Annotated in this window: 21 protein-coding genes; 5 read left to right on the top strand and 16 right to left on the bottom strand. The window is 53.5% G+C overall.

Annotated features, from left to right (window positions below; all coding sequences use genetic code 11):
* Nucleotides 1–232: 232 nt before the first annotated feature.
* From ssuE to KJS42_RS19535, 11 genes are all read right to left on the bottom strand, one after another.
* Nucleotides 233–817, bottom strand: coding sequence for an NADPH-dependent FMN reductase (gene ssuE / locus KJS42_RS19585; protein WP_213623873.1), 585 nt, complete (start codon nt 815–817; stop codon nt 233–235).
* A gap of 20 nt (nt 818–837) precedes the next feature.
* A complete protein-coding gene (locus KJS42_RS19580) occupies nt 838–2178 on the bottom strand; it encodes an LLM class flavin-dependent oxidoreductase (protein WP_213623872.1) in 1341 nt (446 codons plus the stop codon).
* A gap of 54 nt (nt 2179–2232) precedes the next feature.
* Complete coding sequence (locus KJS42_RS19575; RefSeq protein WP_213623871.1) at nt 2233–2700, bottom strand: DinB family protein; 468 nt, start codon at nt 2698–2700, stop codon at nt 2233–2235.
* 34 nt (nt 2701–2734) lie between these two features.
* On the bottom strand, nt 2735–3898 hold the full coding sequence (solA, locus tag KJS42_RS19570) for an N-methyl-L-tryptophan oxidase (protein WP_213623870.1): 1164 nt from the start codon (nt 3896–3898) through the stop codon (nt 2735–2737).
* Nucleotides 3895–5094, bottom strand: a complete 1200-nt coding sequence (locus tag KJS42_RS19565) for an amidohydrolase (RefSeq protein WP_213623869.1) — start codon at nt 5092–5094, stop codon at nt 3895–3897. The genes solA and KJS42_RS19565 overlap by 4 nt, the downstream gene beginning before the upstream one ends.
* Before the next feature lie 2 nt (nt 5095–5096).
* Nucleotides 5097–6113: an LLM class flavin-dependent oxidoreductase gene (locus KJS42_RS19560; RefSeq protein ID WP_213623868.1), complete on the bottom strand. Its 1017-nt coding sequence runs from the start codon at nt 6111–6113 to the stop codon at nt 5097–5099.
* 14 nt (nt 6114–6127) lie between these two features.
* Nucleotides 6128–6880: an amino acid ABC transporter ATP-binding protein gene (locus KJS42_RS19555; RefSeq protein ID WP_213623867.1), complete on the bottom strand. Its 753-nt coding sequence runs from the start codon at nt 6878–6880 to the stop codon at nt 6128–6130.
* Nucleotides 6877–7587, bottom strand: a complete 711-nt coding sequence (locus KJS42_RS19550; protein ID WP_213623866.1) for an amino acid ABC transporter permease — start codon at nt 7585–7587, stop codon at nt 6877–6879. The genes KJS42_RS19555 and KJS42_RS19550 overlap by 4 nt, the downstream gene beginning before the upstream one ends.
* A complete protein-coding gene (locus KJS42_RS19545; protein WP_213623865.1) occupies nt 7584–8369 on the bottom strand; it encodes an amino acid ABC transporter permease in 786 nt (261 codons plus the stop codon). Before KJS42_RS19545 ends, KJS42_RS19550 begins: the two co-directional genes overlap by 4 nt.
* Before the next feature lie 29 nt (nt 8370–8398).
* On the bottom strand, nt 8399–9232 hold the full coding sequence (locus KJS42_RS19540) for a transporter substrate-binding domain-containing protein (protein WP_213623864.1): 834 nt from the start codon (nt 9230–9232) through the stop codon (nt 8399–8401).
* Nucleotides 9233–9335: 103 nt separating this feature from the next.
* Nucleotides 9336–10244, bottom strand: coding sequence for a LysR family transcriptional regulator (locus KJS42_RS19535; RefSeq protein WP_213623863.1), 909 nt, complete (start codon nt 10242–10244; stop codon nt 9336–9338).
* Between the two features lie 233 nt (nt 10245–10477).
* Between KJS42_RS19535 and KJS42_RS19530 the strand changes: the two genes are divergently transcribed.
* Both KJS42_RS19530 and KJS42_RS19525 read left to right on the top strand, forming a co-directional pair.
* Nucleotides 10478–11023 (top strand): GNAT family N-acetyltransferase, encoded by a 546-nt coding sequence (locus KJS42_RS19530; RefSeq protein ID WP_213623862.1) that lies wholly within the window; start codon nt 10478–10480, stop codon nt 11021–11023.
* Nucleotides 11024–11164: 141 nt separating this feature from the next.
* Nucleotides 11165–11914, top strand: a complete 750-nt coding sequence (locus tag KJS42_RS19525) for a GTP pyrophosphokinase (RefSeq protein WP_155608345.1) — start codon at nt 11165–11167, stop codon at nt 11912–11914.
* Nucleotides 11915–11995: 81 nt separating this feature from the next.
* On the opposite strand, the gene KJS42_RS19520 is transcribed toward KJS42_RS19525, so the two are convergent.
* The 3 genes from KJS42_RS19520 to KJS42_RS19510 all read right to left on the bottom strand — a co-directional run bounded on the left by KJS42_RS19520 (nt 11996) and on the right by KJS42_RS19510 (nt 13906).
* The gene (locus KJS42_RS19520; protein WP_155608346.1) at nt 11996–12139 is read right to left on the bottom strand and encodes a DUF3934 family protein; all 144 of its coding nucleotides are present in this window, start codon (nt 12137–12139) and stop codon (nt 11996–11998) included.
* A 30-nt stretch (nt 12140–12169) separates the two neighbouring features.
* Nucleotides 12170–13408, bottom strand: coding sequence for a DEAD/DEAH box helicase (locus KJS42_RS19515; RefSeq protein WP_213623861.1), 1239 nt, complete (start codon nt 13406–13408; stop codon nt 12170–12172).
* A gap of 339 nt (nt 13409–13747) precedes the next feature.
* Nucleotides 13748–13906 carry a hypothetical protein gene (locus tag KJS42_RS19510; RefSeq protein ID WP_213623860.1) on the bottom strand — a complete coding sequence of 53 codons (159 nt, stop codon included), beginning with the start codon at nt 13904–13906 and terminating at the stop codon, nt 13748–13750.
* Nucleotides 13907–14149: 243 nt separating this feature from the next.
* Between KJS42_RS19510 and KJS42_RS19505 the strand changes: the two genes are divergently transcribed.
* Entirely contained in the window at nt 14150–15925 is a 1776-nt protein-coding gene (locus KJS42_RS19505) for an ABC transporter ATP-binding protein (protein ID WP_213623859.1), read from the top strand.
* Nucleotides 15912–17690 (top strand): ABC transporter ATP-binding protein, encoded by a 1779-nt coding sequence (locus tag KJS42_RS19500; protein ID WP_213623858.1) that lies wholly within the window; start codon nt 15912–15914, stop codon nt 17688–17690. The genes KJS42_RS19505 and KJS42_RS19500 overlap by 14 nt, the downstream gene beginning before the upstream one ends.
* Before the next feature lie 82 nt (nt 17691–17772).
* On the opposite strand, the gene KJS42_RS19495 is transcribed toward KJS42_RS19500, so the two are convergent.
* Nucleotides 17773–18273 carry a CarD family transcriptional regulator gene (locus tag KJS42_RS19495; RefSeq protein ID WP_213623857.1) on the bottom strand — a complete coding sequence of 167 codons (501 nt, stop codon included), beginning with the start codon at nt 18271–18273 and terminating at the stop codon, nt 17773–17775.
* A gap of 232 nt (nt 18274–18505) precedes the next feature.
* On the opposite strand from KJS42_RS19495, the gene KJS42_RS19490 reads away from it, so the two are divergent.
* A complete protein-coding gene (locus KJS42_RS19490; RefSeq protein WP_193415697.1) occupies nt 18506–18700 on the top strand; it encodes a hypothetical protein in 195 nt (64 codons plus the stop codon).
* Nucleotides 18701–18766: 66 nt separating this feature from the next.
* Here the strand turns inward: KJS42_RS19490 and KJS42_RS19485 are convergent, their stop codons facing one another.
* Nucleotides 18767–19627, bottom strand: a complete 861-nt coding sequence (locus KJS42_RS19485) for a restriction endonuclease (protein ID WP_193415698.1) — start codon at nt 19625–19627, stop codon at nt 18767–18769.
* Nucleotides 19628–19881: the final 254 nt, after the last annotated feature.

The following is a 19881-nucleotide window of genomic DNA, read 5'->3' as shown; positions in this document are numbered from 1 at the left end:
TCGACGACCTGTATTCTTAATTCGTCGAACTTGCTGTGCTGAACTCTCATACGGACTACCTCCAGCTATATTTATTGTATATTGTTTAGCCTGAAAGTGTCCAAAGTGATTAGGGGGCTTTATAGAATCTATATGAAAAGACGAATAGAATCCGGTTTTGGGGTCCTTCGAAACATTTTATATGCGAAAAATCGAATACAAATCGGTAGTACGAGTACTCCATCTCATCAAATTAACCTAGCCCCACTACTTGCCCCTGCTTCTGCTCCTTTGCCGCCAGCTGGTCTCGGGCCAGTTCCCGGTTCAACTCAGCAACCGCCTCGTCCAGCCGCTCACGGAGCTGCTCCTCAAGCGCGTAACCTCCGGCGTTCTCCAAACGGCTTACCCACTGATCTACGGCGAACACGCCGCTGAGGATATGCGTCCCGCCAAGTGCCGCGACCACCGGTTTCAGTGCATAGTCCACCGCCAGCAAATGGGCGATTGTCCCGCCGATAAAGAGTGGCAGTACCACTTTGCCCTGCAGCCCTTTTTGCGGAATTAAGTCCAGGATCGTCTTTAGTGCGCCTGAGTATGCTGCTTTGTAGACTGGACTCGCGATGACGACCGCATCCGCCGATTCGACGGCAGCGAGCGCCGCCTTTATGGCCGGGCTACCGAAGTTAGCCCGCAGCAAATCCTCCGCCGGCAGTTCCGCAGCCGAAATCCTATCGATGGCACTGCCCGTTTGGATCAGTCGTTCCCGCACGTAATCCGTTAATCCAAACAACCGCGAACCTGGGGTTGGGCTCCCTGCAATAATGGTCACTCTAGACATAACTCTCTCCCTCCTTTCCCTTAAGCCTTAGCTACCGCTTTTTGGCGCTCCAACGTATACCGGTTCTCCGGAACCGGCAAGCCCAGGTTCCCGCGCAGCGTATCGCTTTCGTAATCCGTCCGGAACAGGCCGCGCTCCTGCAAAATCGGAACAACCAGATCGACGAATTCTTCTAGGCCGTTCGGAACGGCGGAGGCAATCATGAATCCGTCGGCAGCCTCTCCTTCGAACCAGGCCTGAATGCGGTCCGCGACCTGTTCCGGCGTACCGATGAAGCCGCCGCGCGGCGTTGCAGCCTGCAGCGCCACTTGTCGCAGCGTCAGCCCTTTTTCCTTGGCGTCTTTTTTGATTTTGTCCGTGCCGCTTTGGAAGCTGTTTTTGCCCAAATCGCCGAGTTCCGGAAACGGCTCGTCAAGTGGGTATTGGGAGAAGTCGTGGTGCTCGAAGAACCGTCCCAAATAATCCAAGGCATTCTCAATCGTCACCAGGCTGGCGACCTCTTGATACTTGCGTTCCGCCTCCTCCGGCGTGCGGCCAAGGATCGGGCTGATGCCCGGGAAGATCAAGACTTCGTCCGGATTGCGTCCGAACGAAGCGGCGCGGGACTTCACGTCTTGATAAAAGGCTTGCGCGTCCTCAATCGTTTCATGTCCCGTGAACACGGAGTCCGCATGCTTTGCCGCATAATTTTTGCCGACCTCAGAGGAGCCTGCCTGGAAGATTACCGGCTGCCCCTGCTTGGAACGGGCAATATTGAGCGGCCCCTTCACCGAGAAGAATTCCCCGACATGATTGAACGTGTGCATTTTGTCCGGATCGAAAAACACCCCTGTCTCCTTATTCCGTACGAAAGCGTCATCCTCCCACGAATCCCACAGGCCGCGGGCAACCTCCAGAAACTCGGTGGCAATCCGGTAACGTTTGGCATGATCCGGATGCTCTTTCTTCCCATAGTTGAGTGCGGAGCCTTCCAAGGGGGAAGTCACGATATTCCAGCCTGCACGGCCGCCGCTAATCCGATCCAGGGAGGCGAACTGACGGGAGACGGTGAACGGCTCGCTGTACGAAGTGGATAACGTCCCGACCAGGCCGACATGCTTACTGACCGCAGCCAGGGCGCTAAGGAGCGTTAACGGCTCAAAACGATTCAAGAAATGGGGGATCGATTTCTCCGTGATATATAAACCGTCTGCGATAAACACCAGATCGAATTTGCCCGCCTCCGCTTTTTGCACCCAATGTTTGTAGACGTCAATATTGATGCTGGCATCAGGTTGCACCTCCGGATGTCGCCACAAAGAGGTCCCTCCACCTACCCCGTGCAGTAACGCGCCCAATTTGAGTTGTTTTTGCTTTGCCATCACTTCGTTCCTCCTTATCGATTTGATATAACTTACTTTGTTTCTTCCCCTGGCTTAGGCGACTCCGGCTGCTTGTTTGATCCGATTAATTTGCTCCGAGTGGCGCTGCACGTGGCGGGTAAAACCCTCCACGATATCCGTAATGGCGACGGTTTCCCCTTTGGCATTCACTCCGGTTTTCTTCAGGTCGGCCGCATCCAAGCGGCTTAGCAGCAGACTGTTGTACAGCAGGAGCGCATGGAAAGCCTGCAACACATCGGCTACGTTACCCGAGTTGGCATATTGGCCGCTGACCCAGGTATCTTGGTTAAAAGCCGGCAGCCGGGCCTCCGTCCCCGCCAGAATATCCCGGATCCGGAAGGAGATGACGATGCTGTGATCCACCAAATGGGACAACACCTCCAGTACGCTCCAGCTCTCCGGCTTCGGCTTCCATACCGTCTGTTCCTCGCTCAGGCCATCGATCGCCGAGACGAGTTGCCCGTGCGTATTCAAAAATGCTTCAAAATTGACTTGGGTCATTCGATCCCCTCCGATTCAAAATCAAGCTTCCTCCCTACTCCCCCAATGGGGCTGGCTGAACGAAACGATCGAGCGCAAAAGGCCGCAGGGAGTAACCGGCCTTCCCATCTCCTATTAAGTCCGCGAGCAGTTCCCCGACTACGCTGGCAAATTTGAAGCCGTGTCCGGAAAATCCGCCCGCCACCCAAACCTGCGGGTGTTCCGGATGCCGGTCGATGATGAAGTCCTCGTCCGGCGTCAGCTCGTATTTACAGGCCGCACCTTGCTTCAGGCGGCCAGCCGCCCCCGGGAAGTAAGCCTCGAGCACACGGCGCAGATCATCCTCATCCTCCGGATGGGCGCCGAACGGAGCCAATGTCTCTCCCGGTGCCCAAGGAAGACCTCCGTCGTGGCGGCCAATCTTCAGGCCGGCTCCACCGATGCTCGGAAATCCGTAGTATCCGCCTTCAGGCGTCCCCAGCGTAAACCCCGGAAACCGTCCCGCGTCAAAACCAGGTCCGGAGGTTTCGAACCATCCGACCCCCTTGCGTACAGCGCGAATGGGGAGGTCGACGAATGGAGCCAACGTGCTGAACCACGCTCCGGCAGCAAGCAGAACGGCCCCCGCGTGGAACTTGTCGTCCGCCGTATATACCGTAACGCCGCCTTCTCCGCCGTGCACTTTCACCTCTCGAACGATGGAGTACGGCAGCAGCTCCGCGCCTTGCCTCAAAGCCAGCTTGCGGTACGCCTCGATGCATCGCTCGCTGTACAAATACCCGGCGTCCGGTTCGTACATCGCCTCAAACGAATCCGGAATCGTCAACTCCGGCCAGCGCGCGCGGATTTCCGCCGCGTCCAGCCATTCAGTGCGGACGCCCAGCGCCTCCGATTGCGCGATTCGCGGCTTGAAGGAATACAGCCCGCAATCTGCAAGATTTAACACGCCGGACGGCTCCAGCAGACGGGTCCCGGTTTGCTCCTCCACGTCATTCCATAACCGATGAGCTCGAATTGCCAATTCCGTATACAAGGGATCTCCGCTGTAGGCATGCCGGATCAGTCGGGGCTCGCCGTGATGGCTGCCCTCCCGGTGCGGGGGATCAAAGGCGTCGATCAGCAGCGTCCGGAGACCCTTGCGGGCCAGATAATAACCGGCGCTCATCCCCATGGAACCCGCGCCGACGACAATGACGTCATAAGAGGCGTGCGTACTCATCGGGATGCACCTTCCCTCCGGCCGTCCTCCTGATCCAGACCGTTCAGGGCCAGCTCCGCCAGCTTCACGAAGAAGCCAATGCTTACCGGAATGGCCCGCTCATCAAGATTGAAGGCCGGGTGATGCCATTCCCGCGGTCCATCCGTCCCCATGAAGACGAAGAGACCGGGAATTTTCCGCTGATAGAAGGAAAAATCCTCTCCCGCAGGCGACGGAACCGGCGTAACGGCCCGGTACCCAGACGCCTCCGCCGCTGCCAGCCCGAGCTCCGCCAGCGCAGCGTCGTTTAACACGGGCGGCGGCCCTTCGATCCAGCGGACAGCGGCCGTTGTGCCAAACGCAGCCGCCACTCCCTGAACAACTTCTTCGAAACGCTCCAGTACCCGCCGCCGCACCTCCTCGTCGAAGGTCCGGATCGTTCCCTCCAGCAGCGCCGATTCGGGGACGACGTTCCAGGCTGTGCCGCTATGCAGCCTCGTGACGCTGATGACGGCACTTTCCAAGGAGCCGACATTCCGGCTGATGATTGTTTGCAGCGCCGTCACGAGATGCGCGGCGGTGACGATCGGATCGTTGCCGGCTTCCGGCACGGCTGCATGGGTCCCCCGCCCGGCGATCTCAACGACAAAGCCGTCGGCGGCGGCCATCAGCGGACCGCTCTTGATCCCGATCGTCCCGACGGGAAGATCCGGCTTATTGTGCATGCCGAAGATAGCCTGCACCCCTATCAAGGCGCCGCTGTCGATGACCTGGCGCGCACCTTTGGCTTTCTCCTCGGCCGGCTGGAAGATCAGCCGGACCGTGCCCTTCAGTTGCGACTCTCGGGCTTTAAGCGCATGCGCCGTGCCGATCAGGGCGGCGGTATGGAAATCATGCCCGCAGGCATGCATCTTGCCGGGATGCGTCGAGGCAAACGGGAGCCCTGTCTCCTCCTGAATCGGCAGCGCGTCGATGTCCGCCCGAAGCGCGATGACCGGCCCCTCCTGGAGTCCGCCAACCTCCGCGACCAGCCCCGTCGCCAGCGGAACGTCCAGGATCCGGATGTCCGCTTCCTCCAGCCATCCACGGATACGGCGGGTCGTCTCGATTTCCTCGTTCGACAGCTCCGGGTACCGGTGCAGCTCACGGCGAATCTCCACGAACCGTTCTGCCGCTATCCCGGACGTCCCTTGAATCGTAAAAATATCGTTGGTCATGGTTACGCCTCTGCCTTCACTTCGACCAAAGCGTCGTGAAGCAGTTCAAAGGAGCGGACGCGCTTCTCAAAAGGGCTGATATTGCTGGTCACGATCATTTCCTCGATGCCCGTGTCCCGCTGCAACGCCAATAGCTGCTCACGGACAACTTCCTTGGTGCCTTTGACAATCCAGGGATCCTGCTCCTCAATCGTATAAGACTCTCCCGCTTGGCGGCCAAACTCTTCCGCTTGCTCCCGCGTGCCGAGCGTCACCGTTCTGCCACTGTCCAGCCGCACCTTCACGACCTTCTGCTTGCCGGCAAGTTCGGCAGCTTCCGCTTCGGATTCGGCGACGACGAGGGACAACGCCAGGATGACTTGAGGCTCCGAACCGTGCGACGTATCAAAGCTCTGCCGGTATGTTTGGATCGCCTTGAGCGCGATCGCCGGATCCCCGTTAATGAACAGGGAAAATACATAAGGCAAGCCAAGCCCTGCTGCGACTTCCGCACTGTCCACGCTTGCTCCGAGCACGTAAAGCTCGGGGGCCTGCGCCGGGTGAGGGGCAGCGCGCAATCCGGCCAACGGATGATCCGCCTCCAGACGGTCCTGCACGTATTTGCGCAGCTCTACGATTTTGTCCGTTAACGAAGCCGACTCTCGCGAACCTTGCTGCAAGGCCTGCGTGCTCTTCGGCAATCCTCCGGGGGCCCGGCCGACGCCAAGGTCCACCCGCCCCGGCTCCAGAGAAGCCAACACGTTAAAGTTCTCCGCCACCTTATAAGGACTGTAATGCTGCAGCATCACGCCGCCGGAGCCGATGCGGATCGTGTTCGTTTTGGCTAAAAGGTAGGAGATCAGCACCTCCGGCGAGGAACCGGCCACCTGCTCCGAATCATGATGCTCCGACACCCAAAACCGCCGGAACCCCAACTCCTCGGCTTTTCGGGCCAGTACAACGGTATGCGCAAACGCCTGCTCCGCCGTTTCCCCCGGGTAAATCGGGCTTTGATCCAACACGCTTATCGTTAGTCCCATCTCTCTTTCGCCTCCTAAATGCTATAGCTGAGCTCGGGGGTAATTCGTTTCAGGAACTGCTTCGTCCGTTCTTCGCGTGGATGGTACAGCAGCTCCGTCGGACTCCCCTCCTCGACGATCACGCCGCCGTCCATGAACACGGCATGGTTGGCCACGTCCCGGGCAAACCCCATCTCATGGGTTACGACGATCATCGTAATCCCTTCTCTGGCGATCTTGCGAATGACCTCCAGTACTTCGCCGACAAGCTCGGGATCCAGGGCCGACGTAGGTTCGTCGAAAAGAATCACCTCCGGCTCCAAGGCCAGTGCCCGAGCAATACCCACCCGTTGCTGCTGCCCTCCCGACAACTGGCTCGGATAGGCGTCCAGCTTGCTGGCCAGACCAACTTTCTCCAACAGCTCAATGCTGCGGGCTTTGGCTTCTTCCTTCGGTATTTTTTTGACGATGACTAGACCTTCCATCACGTTCTCCAGCGCAGTCTTATGCTTAAACAAGTTATATTGTTGAAACACCATCGCCGACTTTTGGCGGAGGGCATGAATGTCTTTCTTCGTCGCCCGGTTGCAGTTCAGTTGGAAGTCACCGATCGCAATCTCGCCGCCGCTGGGTTTCTCCAGGTAGTTGATGCATCGCAGAAGCGTTGTTTTGCCGGAACCACTCGGACCCAAAATGACTACGACATCGCCTTGGTTCACCGTCAGATCAATCGACTTTAACACCTGCTGGCGCCCAAAGGACTTAGAAATGTGACGAAGCTGAATCATGCCACTCCCCCTCGATTGTAGATTTGGATTCGTTTCTCGATCCGGGCGGTCAGCCGTTCGATCAAGACGGTTAGCCCCCAGAATATCAACGCCGCCGCCAAATAGGCCTCAAAAAACTTCCAGTTGGTCGAGGCAACGATTTGCGCTTTGGCGTTAATGTCCACGACGGAGACGGTGAAAGCGAGCGTCGAGCCGTGCAGCATCCCGATCGCCGAGTTCGACAGGTTCGGGAGGCTGACCGCCAGCGCCTGAGGGAACACGATCCGCCGCAGCGCCTGAAACGTCGTCATCCCGACGGAATAAGCCGCCTCGATCTGCCCGCGGTTCACCGCCAGCAAACCCGAGCGGACCACCTCGGACATATAAGCCCCGGCTGTGATAGAGAATGATATGAAAGCAAAGGAAATCATTGGAATGGAGGCGGATTTGAACCCCCAGCCGAACCAACCGGACAAGCCGTCAAGGATTACCGGCAAACCGAAGTAAATCAGCAATAAATGCGTCAGCATTGGTGTTCCGCGAATAAAGGTGACATAAGCGGTCGAAAGCTGACCCAACACAGGCACCCGATACAGCCGGAACAACGCGGTGATCACCCCGATCACAAAGCCGACCGAGACGGATACGGCGGTAATCAGCAACGTGGTAGGAATCGCTGACAACAGATGAAGGAACGCTGTCCAGATGAACGAGGGGTCGATTTTCATAGTTTTGCGCCTCCCTTCTCCGCGCCGATTCCGACGAACATGCCACGGATCGATGGCTTCCGCTCGATGCGAAATCTTCTTCTCTCCGCCCCATCCGGCTGCTCATGCTTCAGCAAACGCCGTTCGGCTGCCCTCAGCAGCTTCTCCAGCGTGAAGCTCACGACCAGATAAATGAACGCCAGAGCCAGATACGCTTCAATAAAATGCTGGGTAAGCGCGCCTAGCGTCTGTGCCTTACCGGTTAACTCCATGACGCCGAGCGTAAACGCCAGCGAAGTATCCTTCAACAAGGCAATCACCATATTGGAAAATACCGGCACCGCAACCGCCAGCGCCTGCGGTAATACGATTCTTGTGAACGCCTGAAGCCCCTTCATCCCGATGGCATAAGCCGCTTCGACCTGCCCCCGGTCCACGGCCATAACCGAAGCGCGGATCGTCTCCGACATAAAGGCTCCGGTGTGCAAGCCGTAGGTCAAAATGACGAAGAACAACACGGGGGCGCGGGAGATATCCAAGTGGGCGAACTTCAACAACTCCGGCAAGCCATAGTAGAACAGGAACAATTGGATCAAAATCGGCGTCCCTCTGAAAAAAGAAACGTAAACCTTCGAAAACGGATCCAACACCGGGATCCTGTAAAGCCTGGGGAGTGCAATCAGAAATCCGATAACAATCCCCGTCAGCAATGATCCGCCCACAATCAGCAAGGTCACGCCCAGCGTCGACCACAGCTTCGAAAAGGCGCCGATCACGAAAGAAAAATCAAACGGTGCCCCCATGGATTCTCCCTCCTTTCCCGTCTTGTTGATTAGTTATCGGAAGTAAAGTCTTCTCCGAGCCATTCCTTGCTCAGCTTGCCTAACGTGCCATCGGCCTTCAATTCCTTGATGGCGCCGTCGATAGCATCAGCGAGCTTCTGTTCCTCCGGATCGTCCTTCCGGAATACAAAGAGGATATCCGCCTCGGACAGGTCCTCCCCGGTCGTCTTTAATTTCCCTTGAGGATCGATTAACGAAAGCGAGAAGTCCGCCCCTAATGTGGCATCTACGCGGCCCGACGTGATTTGGCTGACCGTATCGTTTGCCGCACCGCTTTGATAAACGATTTCGATCGCATTGTTATTTTCTTTATTGTAGTTCTCCAGGATTTGCGCTTCCGCGCTGGTTGCCCCTGTCAGCACCTTTTTCCCCTTCAGATCGTCCAAGGAATGAATCGTATCGTTGTCTTTCGCGACGATGATTTTGTTTCTCCAGTGAGCGTAGGGCTCCTTGTTGAACAGGTACTTCTCGGTCCGCTCCGGATTCTTCTCCATTTCGTGGGCGACAAAATCAATCTTCTTCGTCTCCAGACTTAGCAACAGGTTGGAAAACTCCTGGGTCTGGAACTCGAATTCATATTCTGCCAGACGGTTATCGATTTCGCGAACAAGTTCAACGTCAAACCCGGTTAACTTCCCGTTCTCGTCGATAAAGCATACCTTTGGAAAACCCGTGCCCGTACCCACGATGATTTTCTTAACTTCCCCCGAAGCTGCGCTCGCCGCCGCGTCCTTCGATTCCGTCCCACCGGACGACCCAGCTCCGCATCCTGCCAACACTCCCGTTAACACAAGCACGACCGCGGCACTTAACCATCTCTTCATGTCCCTAACCCCTTCCCTATTCCCCATTTTCTTAGTTTTACAATCCCTATAAGTTTAGTCAGGATTATGTTGACACTACTTTACTGTGATTTTTGTTACGCGTCTAATCGAGTTTTTCTATGGGTACATGCAAATCGTTGATGGGAGGAACACCTAGTTCCAATAAAGCGTCCATAAAGATGTTGTTTTCGCCGCTGAGGGAAATCAGGTGGGTTTGCAAGGAGACGCCTGCCGTCTCGAGGATGTCTACCGGGACGAGACTTCCCTCCTGCACTTCTTGTCTGGCAGACAAACCGGGAAGAAAGCAAATCCCGGCCCGGCTTAACACGAGTTTCTTGGCGGTCTCGGCATTGTCGACTTGAAACAGGATGTTCGGCGGCTGCTCCAGACTTTCGAAGGCGCGGTGAATCCGCATCCAGTCGAGGGAACCGCACTCGAAGAATATGAGGGGTTCCCGCCGGATGTCACGGATGGATACACTTTCGGCCGCGGCAAGCGGGTGATCCTTATAGACGTAAAGTCGGATGGGGTCATTATAGAAGGGATAGGATTGAAAGGCCGGGCTCATTTGCTTGCGCGCGAAAGCCAGGTTGATTTCCTTGGTCATCAGCTTCGCTGCAAGGACGTCCGTCGGGCCGGTTGTCACTTTGAAGTTGATCAACGGAAAGCGTTGATGCAGGAGCATAAGCAAATGCGGCATCAAGTAATTGGACACAGATACGGTGCTGCCGATCCGAAGCTCCTCGGGGGTACCCGGCTGGGAGTGAAGATGATGTTTCCCCTTTTGATATGTCTGGAGGATTTGCTGGGCGTAAGGAAGGAATTGTTTGCCTTTGTCCGTCAATTGAATCTGTTTCCCCGTGCGATCGAACAATCGGGTATCTAGCTCCCGTTCGAGCGATTGAATTCGCGCGGTTACCGTCGGCTGCGAAAGAAACAGCACCTCCGCAGCTTTGTTGAAGCTGCCGTAATGATTAATGTAAACAAACGCCTCGATATGATCGATGTTCAAAAAGACCCCTCCCTTTGCTCCTATATATCACACTATCCCAATCTATATAGATGGTTTTATTGAAATTATCCTTTATCTTAGGGAGCCCGCCACTTTTTGTCAATCCTCGGATATAGAAGTTTTTAATGGATGCGTAAATATTTTTATATTCCGATGCGCTTAGTAGGTATTTGGATTATACTAAGTTCACCTGATGGATGAATAAATTACCTCGATAAGGGAGTGTTGGAAAAATGAGCCGATTAGAGCAGGAAGTAAAGATTCGGGATGCCCGCGACGAAGAACGCGATCAAATTGCCAATGTGATGCTGGAAGCTTATCGGCAATATGCATTTGACATGCCCCATGAACGGTGGGAGGAGTATCAGGAGAACATACGGAGCTCCGTGTACGGCAATGGTCCCCACGCCCGACTCGTGGCGGAGCTTGGCGGAGACATTGTCGGCAGTTTACAGCTTTTCCTGACCTCGGAGGCGGCTTATGGTAGGTCGGATCTTGGCATCGATTCGCCTATAATCCGACTCCTTGCCGTATCGCCTTACGCCCGTAGACGCGGCATCGCCAAGCTGCTCCTACGCGAAGCCGCCCGCAGATCCCTTCAACTAGGTGCCCGCACCTTGTATTTACATACGTCTGACATGATGGCTGCCGCAGTGAAGCTGTATGAAAGCCTGGGATTCGAACGGGCTTACGAAGCGGATACATCCAACGGAGCCACCCTTGTCAAATCCTACAAAATCCAATTGACGGACGCACTGCCATTGCTGCAAACGACGTAATATGGAAGACGGACGACTCCGTACCGTTAAGGCATGTTCTCATGGGATCTATTCCCCTTTCTGGCTTCCGGCCTGTCCCCTAAGCTATAATGGAAATGGAATCATGATGAGAACTAAAGATAAAGGACGGAGTACCCCCAAATGATTAATAATTCTTTTGTGAACCCCTTGGAACAAATGAAAGCATTGCAGAAGACGCTGACCCGATTTATGATGATGTACAAATTTGCTCTTCACGAGGTGGAGACGAAAATCGAAATTTTACAGGAGGAGTTTCAGCTTCTCCACGACTATAATCCGATCGAACACACGAAATCGAGAATCAAATCTCCGGAGAGCATCATGAAGAAGCTGTACCGTAAGGGCGGCGCCACCTCTCTGGAGGACATTAAGCGAAACATCCAAGATATCGCCGGCATCCGAATCACCTGCTCGTTCATCTCGGACATTTACCGGATCAGTGATATGCTGCGAGCTCAGAAGGATCTCAATATCCTCTCCGTGAAGGATTACATCAAAGATCCCAAACCCAACGGGTACAAAAGCCTGCATCTGCTGGTTGAAGTGCCGGTGTTCATGTCCGACGGCGAGGAGCTGGTTTGTGTCGAAATCCAAATCCGCACGATCGCCATGGATTTCTGGGCCAGCCTGGAGCACAAGATTTTCTACAAATATAATGAGTCGGTGCCGGACCGGCTGTTGGAAGATCTCAAGAATGCTGCCGACACCGCCTATGAGCTGGATCTGAAAATGGAGCAGCTCCAACAAGAGATGGAAGAAATCAAGCACGCGCATCAAGCCGAAGCCGCCGAGGACTTCCAGCTTCTCATCGACAACAAGAAGTTCAATATTCCGGAAAACCTGCTGAAGTTGTTGTCGGGCGGAGAATAACCCTCGTCCCTTTATATGAAAAGAGCTTCCCAACCGAAATCTCGGCAGGAAGCTCTTTTCTTTATGATAATGATTTGTAGCTTACTTTGATTCTGCAGGTCCCTTTTTATCCGCTTTACTCGTATAAGGTTTAGGAGCGCTTTTCGCTCTCCGCTCACTCGCTTGCCAGCGATTCCAACCTTTCTTGTCCGTTCCTCTACCCGTGCCGCCTTTCCCTTTGGCCATGTCATCACTCCGCTACAGTTGGTATACCAATTATCCTTTTACTTTTACCTTATGTTTAACCCTTTCCATTTCCTTGCCTTTGTTTCTAGGTGCCCGCACAGGCTGGGCTTCTTTTGGGGTTGGTGCGGTCTGCGTCATCGGGTAAGGATGGTCCTTGATGACGGGGATCCGTTTGCCAATCAACTTCTCGATATCGGCCAAGTAAGGCTTCTCGTCGAAATCGCATAACGAAATGGCAACGCCGCTTTGTCCCGCCCGGCCTGTCCGCCCGATCCGATGAACGTACGTTTCGGGGATGTTCGGCAGCTCATAGTTGATAACATGGGACAACTCGTCGATGTCGATCCCTCGTGCCGCAATGTCGGTCGCCACCAGGACACGTAAGGTACGGTTCTTGAAATTTTGCAACGCTGTCTGCCGGGCGCCTTGCGACTTGTCGCCATGGATGGCTTTCGCGCTGACCTGCGCTTTGGCCAAGTGGCGTACCAGCCGGTCCGCCCCATGCTTGGTCCGCGTAAAGACGATAGCGGATTCGATGGATGAGTCCTTCAAGAGGTGCAGCAGCAAGTCTTTCTTGTTGCTCTTATCCACAAAATACAAACGTTGTCCAATGGCGTCCACTGTGGAGGATACCGGCGTTATCGTTACTTTTACGGGGTTTCGCAATATGGAATCGGCCATCTGCGCGATCGCGCCGGGCATGGTTGCGGAGAAGAGTAAGGTCTGCCGCTGGGATGGCGTTTTGGCGATGATTTTTTTGACGTCGTGAATAAAGCCCATATCCAGCATGCGGTCAGCCTCATCTAAGATCAGCATCTCCACGTCCTTCAAATCCACCAGCTTCTGCTGGATCAGATCATTCAGCCGGCCGGGGGTGGCGACCAGAATATCCACGCCCTTCTGCAGCGCGATCTCCTGCGGCTTCTGGGACACGCCGCCGAAGATGACGGCGCATTTCAGAGGCAAATTCTTGCCATAAGCACAAAAGTTCTCGTAGATCTGCAGGGCCAGCTCCCGGGTTGGCGTGATCACTAGCGCCCGGATGTTGCGGCGGCCAGGCTTAGGCGTATGGTTCTTATGGAGCAATTGCAGTGTAGGAATGGCAAATGCGGCGGTCTTCCCTGTGCCGGTTTGCGCGCAACCCAGCAGGTCTTTGCCGCTCAGAATAGGCGGAATGGCTTGTTCTTGAATCGGCGTAGGCGCCGTATAGTTCTCGTGTTCCAATGCTTTTAATATCGAAGGGATCAAGTTCAGTTCTGTAAATTGCATAATAACTCCTTGCCGAAATCACTAATTTCGGCGGCCAGAGCTTCAGGTCACCGATCATATCAATATAACACGGCGCGGGTCACCCGGCAAATTCGGACTCTCGAGATAGCGATACCTGCCACCGGACGATCAAGCGCTAAATATATGCGAAAAACCGAATACATTTCATGAATCCCGGTAATTTCAACCAATTATATATGAAATTCAATACACATTTGTCCATATCGATGGCGTTTGCCTTGAATCTATATGAAAAATCGAATAGAAATCCAAATTTCGGCCGTCAGTACCATTTTATATATGAAAAACCGAATACAATTTCATATTGTCGAACCGAGCTCACCACGAGAAAAATACGGGGACTTCCGCCGATTGGAAACTAAAAGGCCGGATCGGGTCCAAGTCGGGTGGAATCCGAAGTGCCACGTCCAATATCCTCTGCTTTCCATCGACTTCTTCGCGGATTTCTTCCATTAAATGGCCAAGTCCTTCGACCATCGCGGTCCCTCCTTCACATTTTCCTCAATCTGCCTTTAAAAACCTCGATATCCACTTCATATTCTAAAGATTTTACCGAAATAAAAGCAAAGGGGCGATCCCTTCGAGAAAACGCAAACATACGTCAAAACAAGCTGGAATACGCGGGTTTTACCTGTGGGTGGTTGTGGTATAATCACGATGATTTGCGAAAACGGATTGCCATCCGGCAGCTTGCAAGAACAAACAGAAACGGGTGATCAGATGTTCGAACTCAAATGGCTATGGCAGAATTTGGAGGGCAACCGGGCCAGGTACATTACGGCGCTAGTGCTTTCCGTCGTGGGCTCTTCGCTCATGATTATCAATCCATACATAGGCCAACGCATTGTCGACACGTTTATCACGGGTGAGAATGCGGCACAAAATCTAACGCAGGAACGAGGACTGCTCATCATGCTCTGTATGGGCATGATCGGTTTTTCCTTACTACGCACGGGGCTTGCTTATCTAACAACGATGCAATACGAGCAGGCTTCGCAAAATATGTTGTACAAAGTCCGCATCTACCTGTACAACAAAATCCAAGGCCAGGATATGGAATATTACGACCATAACCGGACCGGGGACTTGATGACCAAGATGACCGGGGACCTGGACATGGTTCGCCACTCCATGGCGTGGATCATCAAGACGATTATCGAGTCGGTCACGATCTTCCTTGCGGCCGTCATTTATTTCTTCACGATCGATGCCGTGTTGACGTTGTGGCTGCTGGTTTTGGCACCTCCGATCTTCGTCGTGGCTTACATTTTCGCGAAGAAGGTCCGTCCGATGTACATCGACTTGCGCGAGCGGTTGTCTCAGCTGAACACGACCACCCAGGAGAATATCTCGGGGAACCGCGTCGTTAAAGCCTTTGCCCGCGAGGAATACGAAATCGAGAAGTTTACGGACAAGAACATCCACTTCTCCCAAGCCAACAAAAAAGCTGCGCTCGTGTGGCTGGACTACTTCCCTTATCTGGAGACGTTCGCGCAGGCGTTTAACGTCATTTTGATGCTGGCCGGCGGCTACTTCGTGATGCAGGGACGAATTACCTTTGGGGAATTCTCCGCGTTCTCCGCGCTGATCTGGGCGATTTCTAACCCGATGCGCAATATCGGTATTATCATTAATGATATTCAACGTTTCTTCGCGAGCTTAAGCAAAATCGTGGAAATTTACTACGCGAAACCAAACATTGTGAACGAACACAAGGCTACCGAGAAACGTCGTTATGAAGGACAAATCGATTTCGATCACGTCCGCTTCAAATATGACGGCGGCGAAGTGCTTCACGATATTAGCTTCTCAGTTAAACCCGGCGAAACCGTCGCGATCATGGGCTCCACCGGATCGGGTAAAACGTCCCTCGTGAATCTGATCCCGCGTTTCTACGATGTATCCGGCGGGCAAGTATTGGTTGACGGCGTCGACGTACGCAAGCTGGAGCTCGACGAGCTCCGCAGCAACATCGGCATCGCAACCCAGGATGTGCTGCTCTTCTCCGATACGATTGACGGGAATATCGCGTATGGTGATCCCGAGTTACCGGAGGAACAAACGGTCGAGTATGCTCGGTTGGCTGCGGCGCATGATTTTATCACGAAGATGCCGGAAGGGTATGATACGATCGTCGGAGAACGTGGTGTCGGCTTGTCCGGCGGGCAGAAGCAGCGGATTGCGCTATCCCGGGCCCTTGCCGTGCGTCGGCCGATCTTGATCCTCGACGATACCACGTCTGCGGTTGACCTCGAAACCGAGGAGCATATTCAGAAGAGCTTGCGCGAGCTAGACTTCCCGTGCACGAAGCTGATCATTGCCCAGCGCGTGTCCACGACGGCCGAAGCCGACCGCATTCTGATCCTGGACGGCGGTCGCCTGATCGAGGAAGGCACCCATGCCGAATTGCTAGCCAAGCGCGGCTATTATTACGAGGTCTTTATGCTTCAAAACGAAGGTATCGGAAGGAAGGTGAGCGCTCATGGCCAGGAATAAATTCGATGTCGATGAAAACCTGGAGTCTCCCTTTGACATCAAGCATTTCAGGCGAGCCATGGTTTATATCCGGAAACAGCAGAAGCCGATGATCTTGGCGTTTGTGCTGAGCGCCTTGTCAGCTGCAATCGCGCTGTCGGCGCCTCTCATTATTCAACACGTCGTCGACGTGACGATTCCGGAGAAAGCCTTCGGCGCATTGATCTGGTGGTCCTTGCTCATGCTGCTCACGATCGTGGTCAGCGTCGAGCTGGCGACCATTCGCTCCCGGATTATGACCCGGGTCGGGCAGGATATCATCTTCGATATCCGCACGGATTTGTTCAAGCATCTGCAGAATCTGCCGTTTAAATATTACGACGACCGCCCTCAAGGGAAAATCCTGATCCGTGTCGTCAACTACGTCAACGCCGTATCGGACGTCTTGTCCAACGGGATCATCAACTTCATTCTGGAAATCGTCAACCTGATCTTTATCGCCGCCTTTATGTTCGCGGTGGATGTGCGGTTGTCTCTGGTCACTTTGGCCGGTTTGCCGGTGTTCCTCGGCGTCATGCTGCTGATCAAAACCCGGCAGCGCCGGGCATGGCAGGCGGTTTCGAACAAAAGCTCCAATATGAACGCCTATTTGCAGGAAAGCATCAGCGGGATTGGCGTCACGCAGATTTTCTCCCGCGAGAAGCATAACGAAGGCATCTTCACTCGTCTGGCCGGGAACTACCGCAAGGAATGGATGCGGGCACTGCGTTACAACGCTCTGATCCCGTTCACCGTCGACAATCTGGCGACGATCGTGACGACGCTCATCTATTTGGTCGGTTTGCTTGCGATGGGGCCGCAAGGCGTGACCTTTGGGGTCATCCTTGCAATGAGCAGCTATGCAGCCCGGTTCTGGCAGCCAATCCTCAACCTGTCGCAATTGTACAACAACTTTATTAACGCCGTTGCTTACCTTGAGCGGATCTTCGAAACGCTGGATGAGCCAGTGACGGTCAGCGACGTACCGGAGGCGAAGGAACTTCCGTCGGTGAAGGGTAACGTCAAGTTCAACGACGTGACGTTTGCCTACGATCCAGGCCTTAACATTCTGGAGCACCTGAACTTCGACGTGAAGGCCGGGGAGAGCATCGCCCTCGTCGGTCCGACGGGTGCGGGCAAAACCACGGTCGTCAACCTGATCTCGCGCTTCTATAACTTGACCGACGGCGAGATCCTGATCGATGGTCACGATATCTCGCAGGTGACGCTGAAGTCGCTGCGCAGCCAGATGGGGATCATGCTGCAAGACAGCTTTATTTTCTCCGGCACGATCATGGATAATATCCGTTACGGCAAGCTGGATGCCACGGAAGAGGAGATTATCGCCGCAGCCAAAACGGTCTGTGCCGACGATTTCATTCGCGAGTTCGAGGAAGGTTACCAAACCGAGGTTAACGAACGCGGCTCGAAGTTATCCCAAGGACAGCGCCAGCTCATCTCGTTCGCCCGGACCCTGCTGGCCGATCCGCGCATCCTGATCCTGGACGAAGCAACCTCCTCGATCGATGCCAAGACGGAGCGCCTGCTCCAGCAAGGCTTGAACGAGCTGCTGAAGGGACGCACCTCGTTCATCATCGCGCACCGGCTGTCGACCGTGAAGAACTGCGACCGCATTATGTACGTGTCCGACAAAGGGATCGCCGAGTCCGGTTCGCATGATGAGCTGATGGCGAAGAAGGGTTTGTACTACCGCTTGTATACGGCGCAGAAGATGGAAGCTGTGTAATTACGCAAAGAAAGGCAATTCCGAAGCCCTATTCAGGGCTACCGGAATTGCCTTTTGTTTATTCCCGGATGACATCCATCCGTTATTCGTATTGGCCGATTCGGTTTTCGATATATTCTTCAACCTCTTCTTTGGGAATGTCCAAGGCGATCGCCAACTCGCCGTGCAAATTCTCAGAAGCCGAGCTCAATAGCCGTTCGTCCGATTGCCGCAGCTTTTTGCCTAAACCGTGTTGCTCTCTTTTTTTGTGCACCATCGCTTTGATGACCTTGATCCACTCCACGTAATCGCCTGTGCCGATCGCTTGCTTGCAGCTGGCTTCCCGGGCTTTATCGTTGCTGATCCAGGTCACGTCAATGCTTGGAATTCGGGAGATCAGACGCTCTGATTCTTCTCGCGAAATGATGCTGCGCATGATCACCTTGAAATTGTCGACCGGCGTATAAATCGTAGTTCCTTTAAGATAAATCGGGTTGAGCAGATAATACTTGCGGTCCCCCTCCACTCCCGGCGGCGTGCAAATGTCTTTAATTTGGCAGACCCCATTGCTTCCGTAGATCACATACTCATTTACCGCAAACATATGCCTTCCTCCTTTAGTCTTCTGATGAGAAACCTTGAATCTGGACCCTAAAATATAAAAACACCGCCCACTCTATCTGAGTGAAACGGTGTCCGAGAACTCGCCGTTTGGTTATTTATCACCCTAAGGATGTACCTATAATTCCATTATAGACTAAATAACGGGGTTCATGTCATTTATTTAGGAAATACTAAATTTTATTCGATAATCCCTTAGGAGGTTAGGTGTACCGATGAGCGAAAACGAGAACGCCAAACAGCAGCTGAAACGAGCAAAGGCCAAGGATTCCACCGATGAAGGCCGAAAAGGCGCCTTCATGACGAAGGACGCCTGGAACCAAGACGGCAACCCCGCCGCAGCGGTGGACGAATTCGGCCCGGAGATGAGACCGGAGGATCCGCCGACGTTGAATGGGAAGCCGGATTAGGACAACCTTATGGCACAGGAGATATCGTCGATCAGGGAGGAGTGAAAGTCCATGACGCTTACATAATCACAACGCCTTGGTCTCACGGCATTTCGGATAGTTGCTACAACCCAAAAACTCAACGCCCTGTTTGTTTTTTCTACGAACCATCGGAGCTCCACATTTGCAGGTAATGGATTTGGCTGCAGCGACTTCCCTTTGCGTTTTGTTAATTTCGGCGTGGCCTGAGAATTCCTCCTTCTCGGCCGTTCTTCTTTTCTTCCCAGGTTGCCATTTCCCCCATACGCTAAGCTTCTGCTCAACAAGCCCTCCATGCCAATAGTCGACTTTAAACTGTTCCGCTTCTTTCTTCGCAGGGAGAGTCAAATCCGAGGTTGTAATGAGTAAAGACAAAATACAATCGTGATTACGTTTGGCTGCAACCAACTCACGTACGGTCATAACTTGAACAGGGTGACGGTCTGAATAACATTTAGCTTGTACTGCCGTTTTTTCTCCGCGCCGATCTATAATTACTAGATCAACTCCACCATCATTGCCACCGACCCCTACCTCTTTAACAATGTATCCCTGGTCTCGGAAGTATAGGGCCAGCAATCGTTCAAACTCCGCTCCTGACAAATCATCTAGTCGGCTCGTCAAAATAGCTCCATCTGGTCTGACCGTGTTGCTTGAACGTCTGGACGATGTCGCGCGAGATGTATTCTTATACGATCTTTTTTGTTTCTGCTTCTTTTGCTTTCTTCTTTTCCGTGTCCACATCCCACCAATAATTTCTCCTACAACTACAGAGCAAATTAATATACCGAAAAAAAAGCCCCAGTGGAGTCCTGGAATACTAAAATACAAAGAAAGTCCTCCAATAATGAATAACCCTCTTAGAACGTAAGCAATTTGCCTACCCTCTGCTTTATAAGTTCTAGCCATACCCTATTCTTCCTTCCTGTTATGTATACTTCCATCCTTTTCGACATTTTGTCTTAAAATCCTTTGGGCTTCTAACGAGGGACCTCGAATCTGGATCCTAAATATATAAACACCGCCCACTCTAGTTGAGTGAAACGGTGTCTATAATGAAATCTATATGATTTTTCGAATTCATTTTGCCGGAATCGTCGGAGTTGGCGGATTGTATTCGATTTTTCATACAGAATCTTGGATTCGAACCGGATCAAGCATAA

Origin of the sequence: Paenibacillus sp. J53TS2, assembly GCF_018403305.1 — a bacterium.
GTDB lineage: Bacteria > Bacillota > Bacilli > Paenibacillales > Paenibacillaceae > Fontibacillus > Fontibacillus rhizolycopersici.
Note: the sequence above shows the minus strand (reverse complement) of the source record. Positions and strands in the feature narration are given on the sequence as shown.

Bases quoted from the DNA above. Each gene is read 5' to 3' on its own strand.
- KJS42_RS19525 (WP_155608345.1), top strand. From the start codon at position 11,165: ATGATTAATAATTCTTTTGTGAACCCCTTGGAACAAATGAAAGCATTG.
- KJS42_RS19545 (WP_213623865.1), bottom strand. From the start codon at position 8,369: ATGGGGGCACCGTTTGATTTTTCTTTCGTGATCGGCGCCTTTTCGAAG.
- KJS42_RS19520 (WP_155608346.1), bottom strand. From the start codon at position 12,139: ATGGCCAAAGGGAAAGGCGGCACGGGTAGAGGAACGGACAAGAAAGGT.
- KJS42_RS19540 (WP_213623864.1), bottom strand. From the start codon at position 9,232: ATGAAGAGATGGTTAAGTGCCGCGGTCGTGCTTGTGTTAACGGGAGTG.
- KJS42_RS19505 (WP_213623859.1), top strand. From the start codon at position 14,150: ATGTTCGAACTCAAATGGCTATGGCAGAATTTGGAGGGCAACCGGGCC.
- KJS42_RS19565 (WP_213623869.1), bottom strand. From the start codon at position 5,094: ATGACCAACGATATTTTTACGATTCAAGGGACGTCCGGGATAGCGGCA.
- KJS42_RS19580 (WP_213623872.1), bottom strand. From the start codon at position 2,178: ATGGCAAAGCAAAAACAACTCAAATTGGGCGCGTTACTGCACGGGGTA.
- solA (WP_213623870.1), bottom strand. From the start codon at position 3,898: ATGAGTACGCACGCCTCTTATGACGTCATTGTCGTCGGCGCGGGTTCC.
- KJS42_RS19560 (WP_213623868.1), bottom strand. From the start codon at position 6,113: ATGGGACTAACGATAAGCGTGTTGGATCAAAGCCCGATTTACCCGGGG.
- KJS42_RS19495 (WP_213623857.1), bottom strand. From the start codon at position 18,273: ATGTTTGCGGTAAATGAGTATGTGATCTACGGAAGCAATGGGGTCTGC.
- ssuE (WP_213623873.1), bottom strand. From the start codon at position 817: ATGTCTAGAGTGACCATTATTGCAGGGAGCCCAACCCCAGGTTCGCGG.
- KJS42_RS19515 (WP_213623861.1), bottom strand. From the start codon at position 13,408: ATGCAATTTACAGAACTGAACTTGATCCCTTCGATATTAAAAGCATTG.
- KJS42_RS19490 (WP_193415697.1), top strand. From the start codon at position 18,506: ATGAGCGAAAACGAGAACGCCAAACAGCAGCTGAAACGAGCAAAGGCC.
- KJS42_RS19555 (WP_213623867.1), bottom strand. From the start codon at position 6,880: ATGATTCAGCTTCGTCACATTTCTAAGTCCTTTGGGCGCCAGCAGGTG.
- KJS42_RS19530 (WP_213623862.1), top strand. From the start codon at position 10,478: ATGAGCCGATTAGAGCAGGAAGTAAAGATTCGGGATGCCCGCGACGAA.
- KJS42_RS19575 (WP_213623871.1), bottom strand. From the start codon at position 2,700: ATGACCCAAGTCAATTTTGAAGCATTTTTGAATACGCACGGGCAACTC.
- KJS42_RS19485 (WP_193415698.1), bottom strand. From the start codon at position 19,627: ATGGCTAGAACTTATAAAGCAGAGGGTAGGCAAATTGCTTACGTTCTA.
- KJS42_RS19500 (WP_213623858.1), top strand. From the start codon at position 15,912: ATGGCCAGGAATAAATTCGATGTCGATGAAAACCTGGAGTCTCCCTTT.
- KJS42_RS19510 (WP_213623860.1), bottom strand. From the start codon at position 13,906: ATGGTCGAAGGACTTGGCCATTTAATGGAAGAAATCCGCGAAGAAGTC.
- KJS42_RS19550 (WP_213623866.1), bottom strand. From the start codon at position 7,587: ATGAAAATCGACCCCTCGTTCATCTGGACAGCGTTCCTTCATCTGTTG.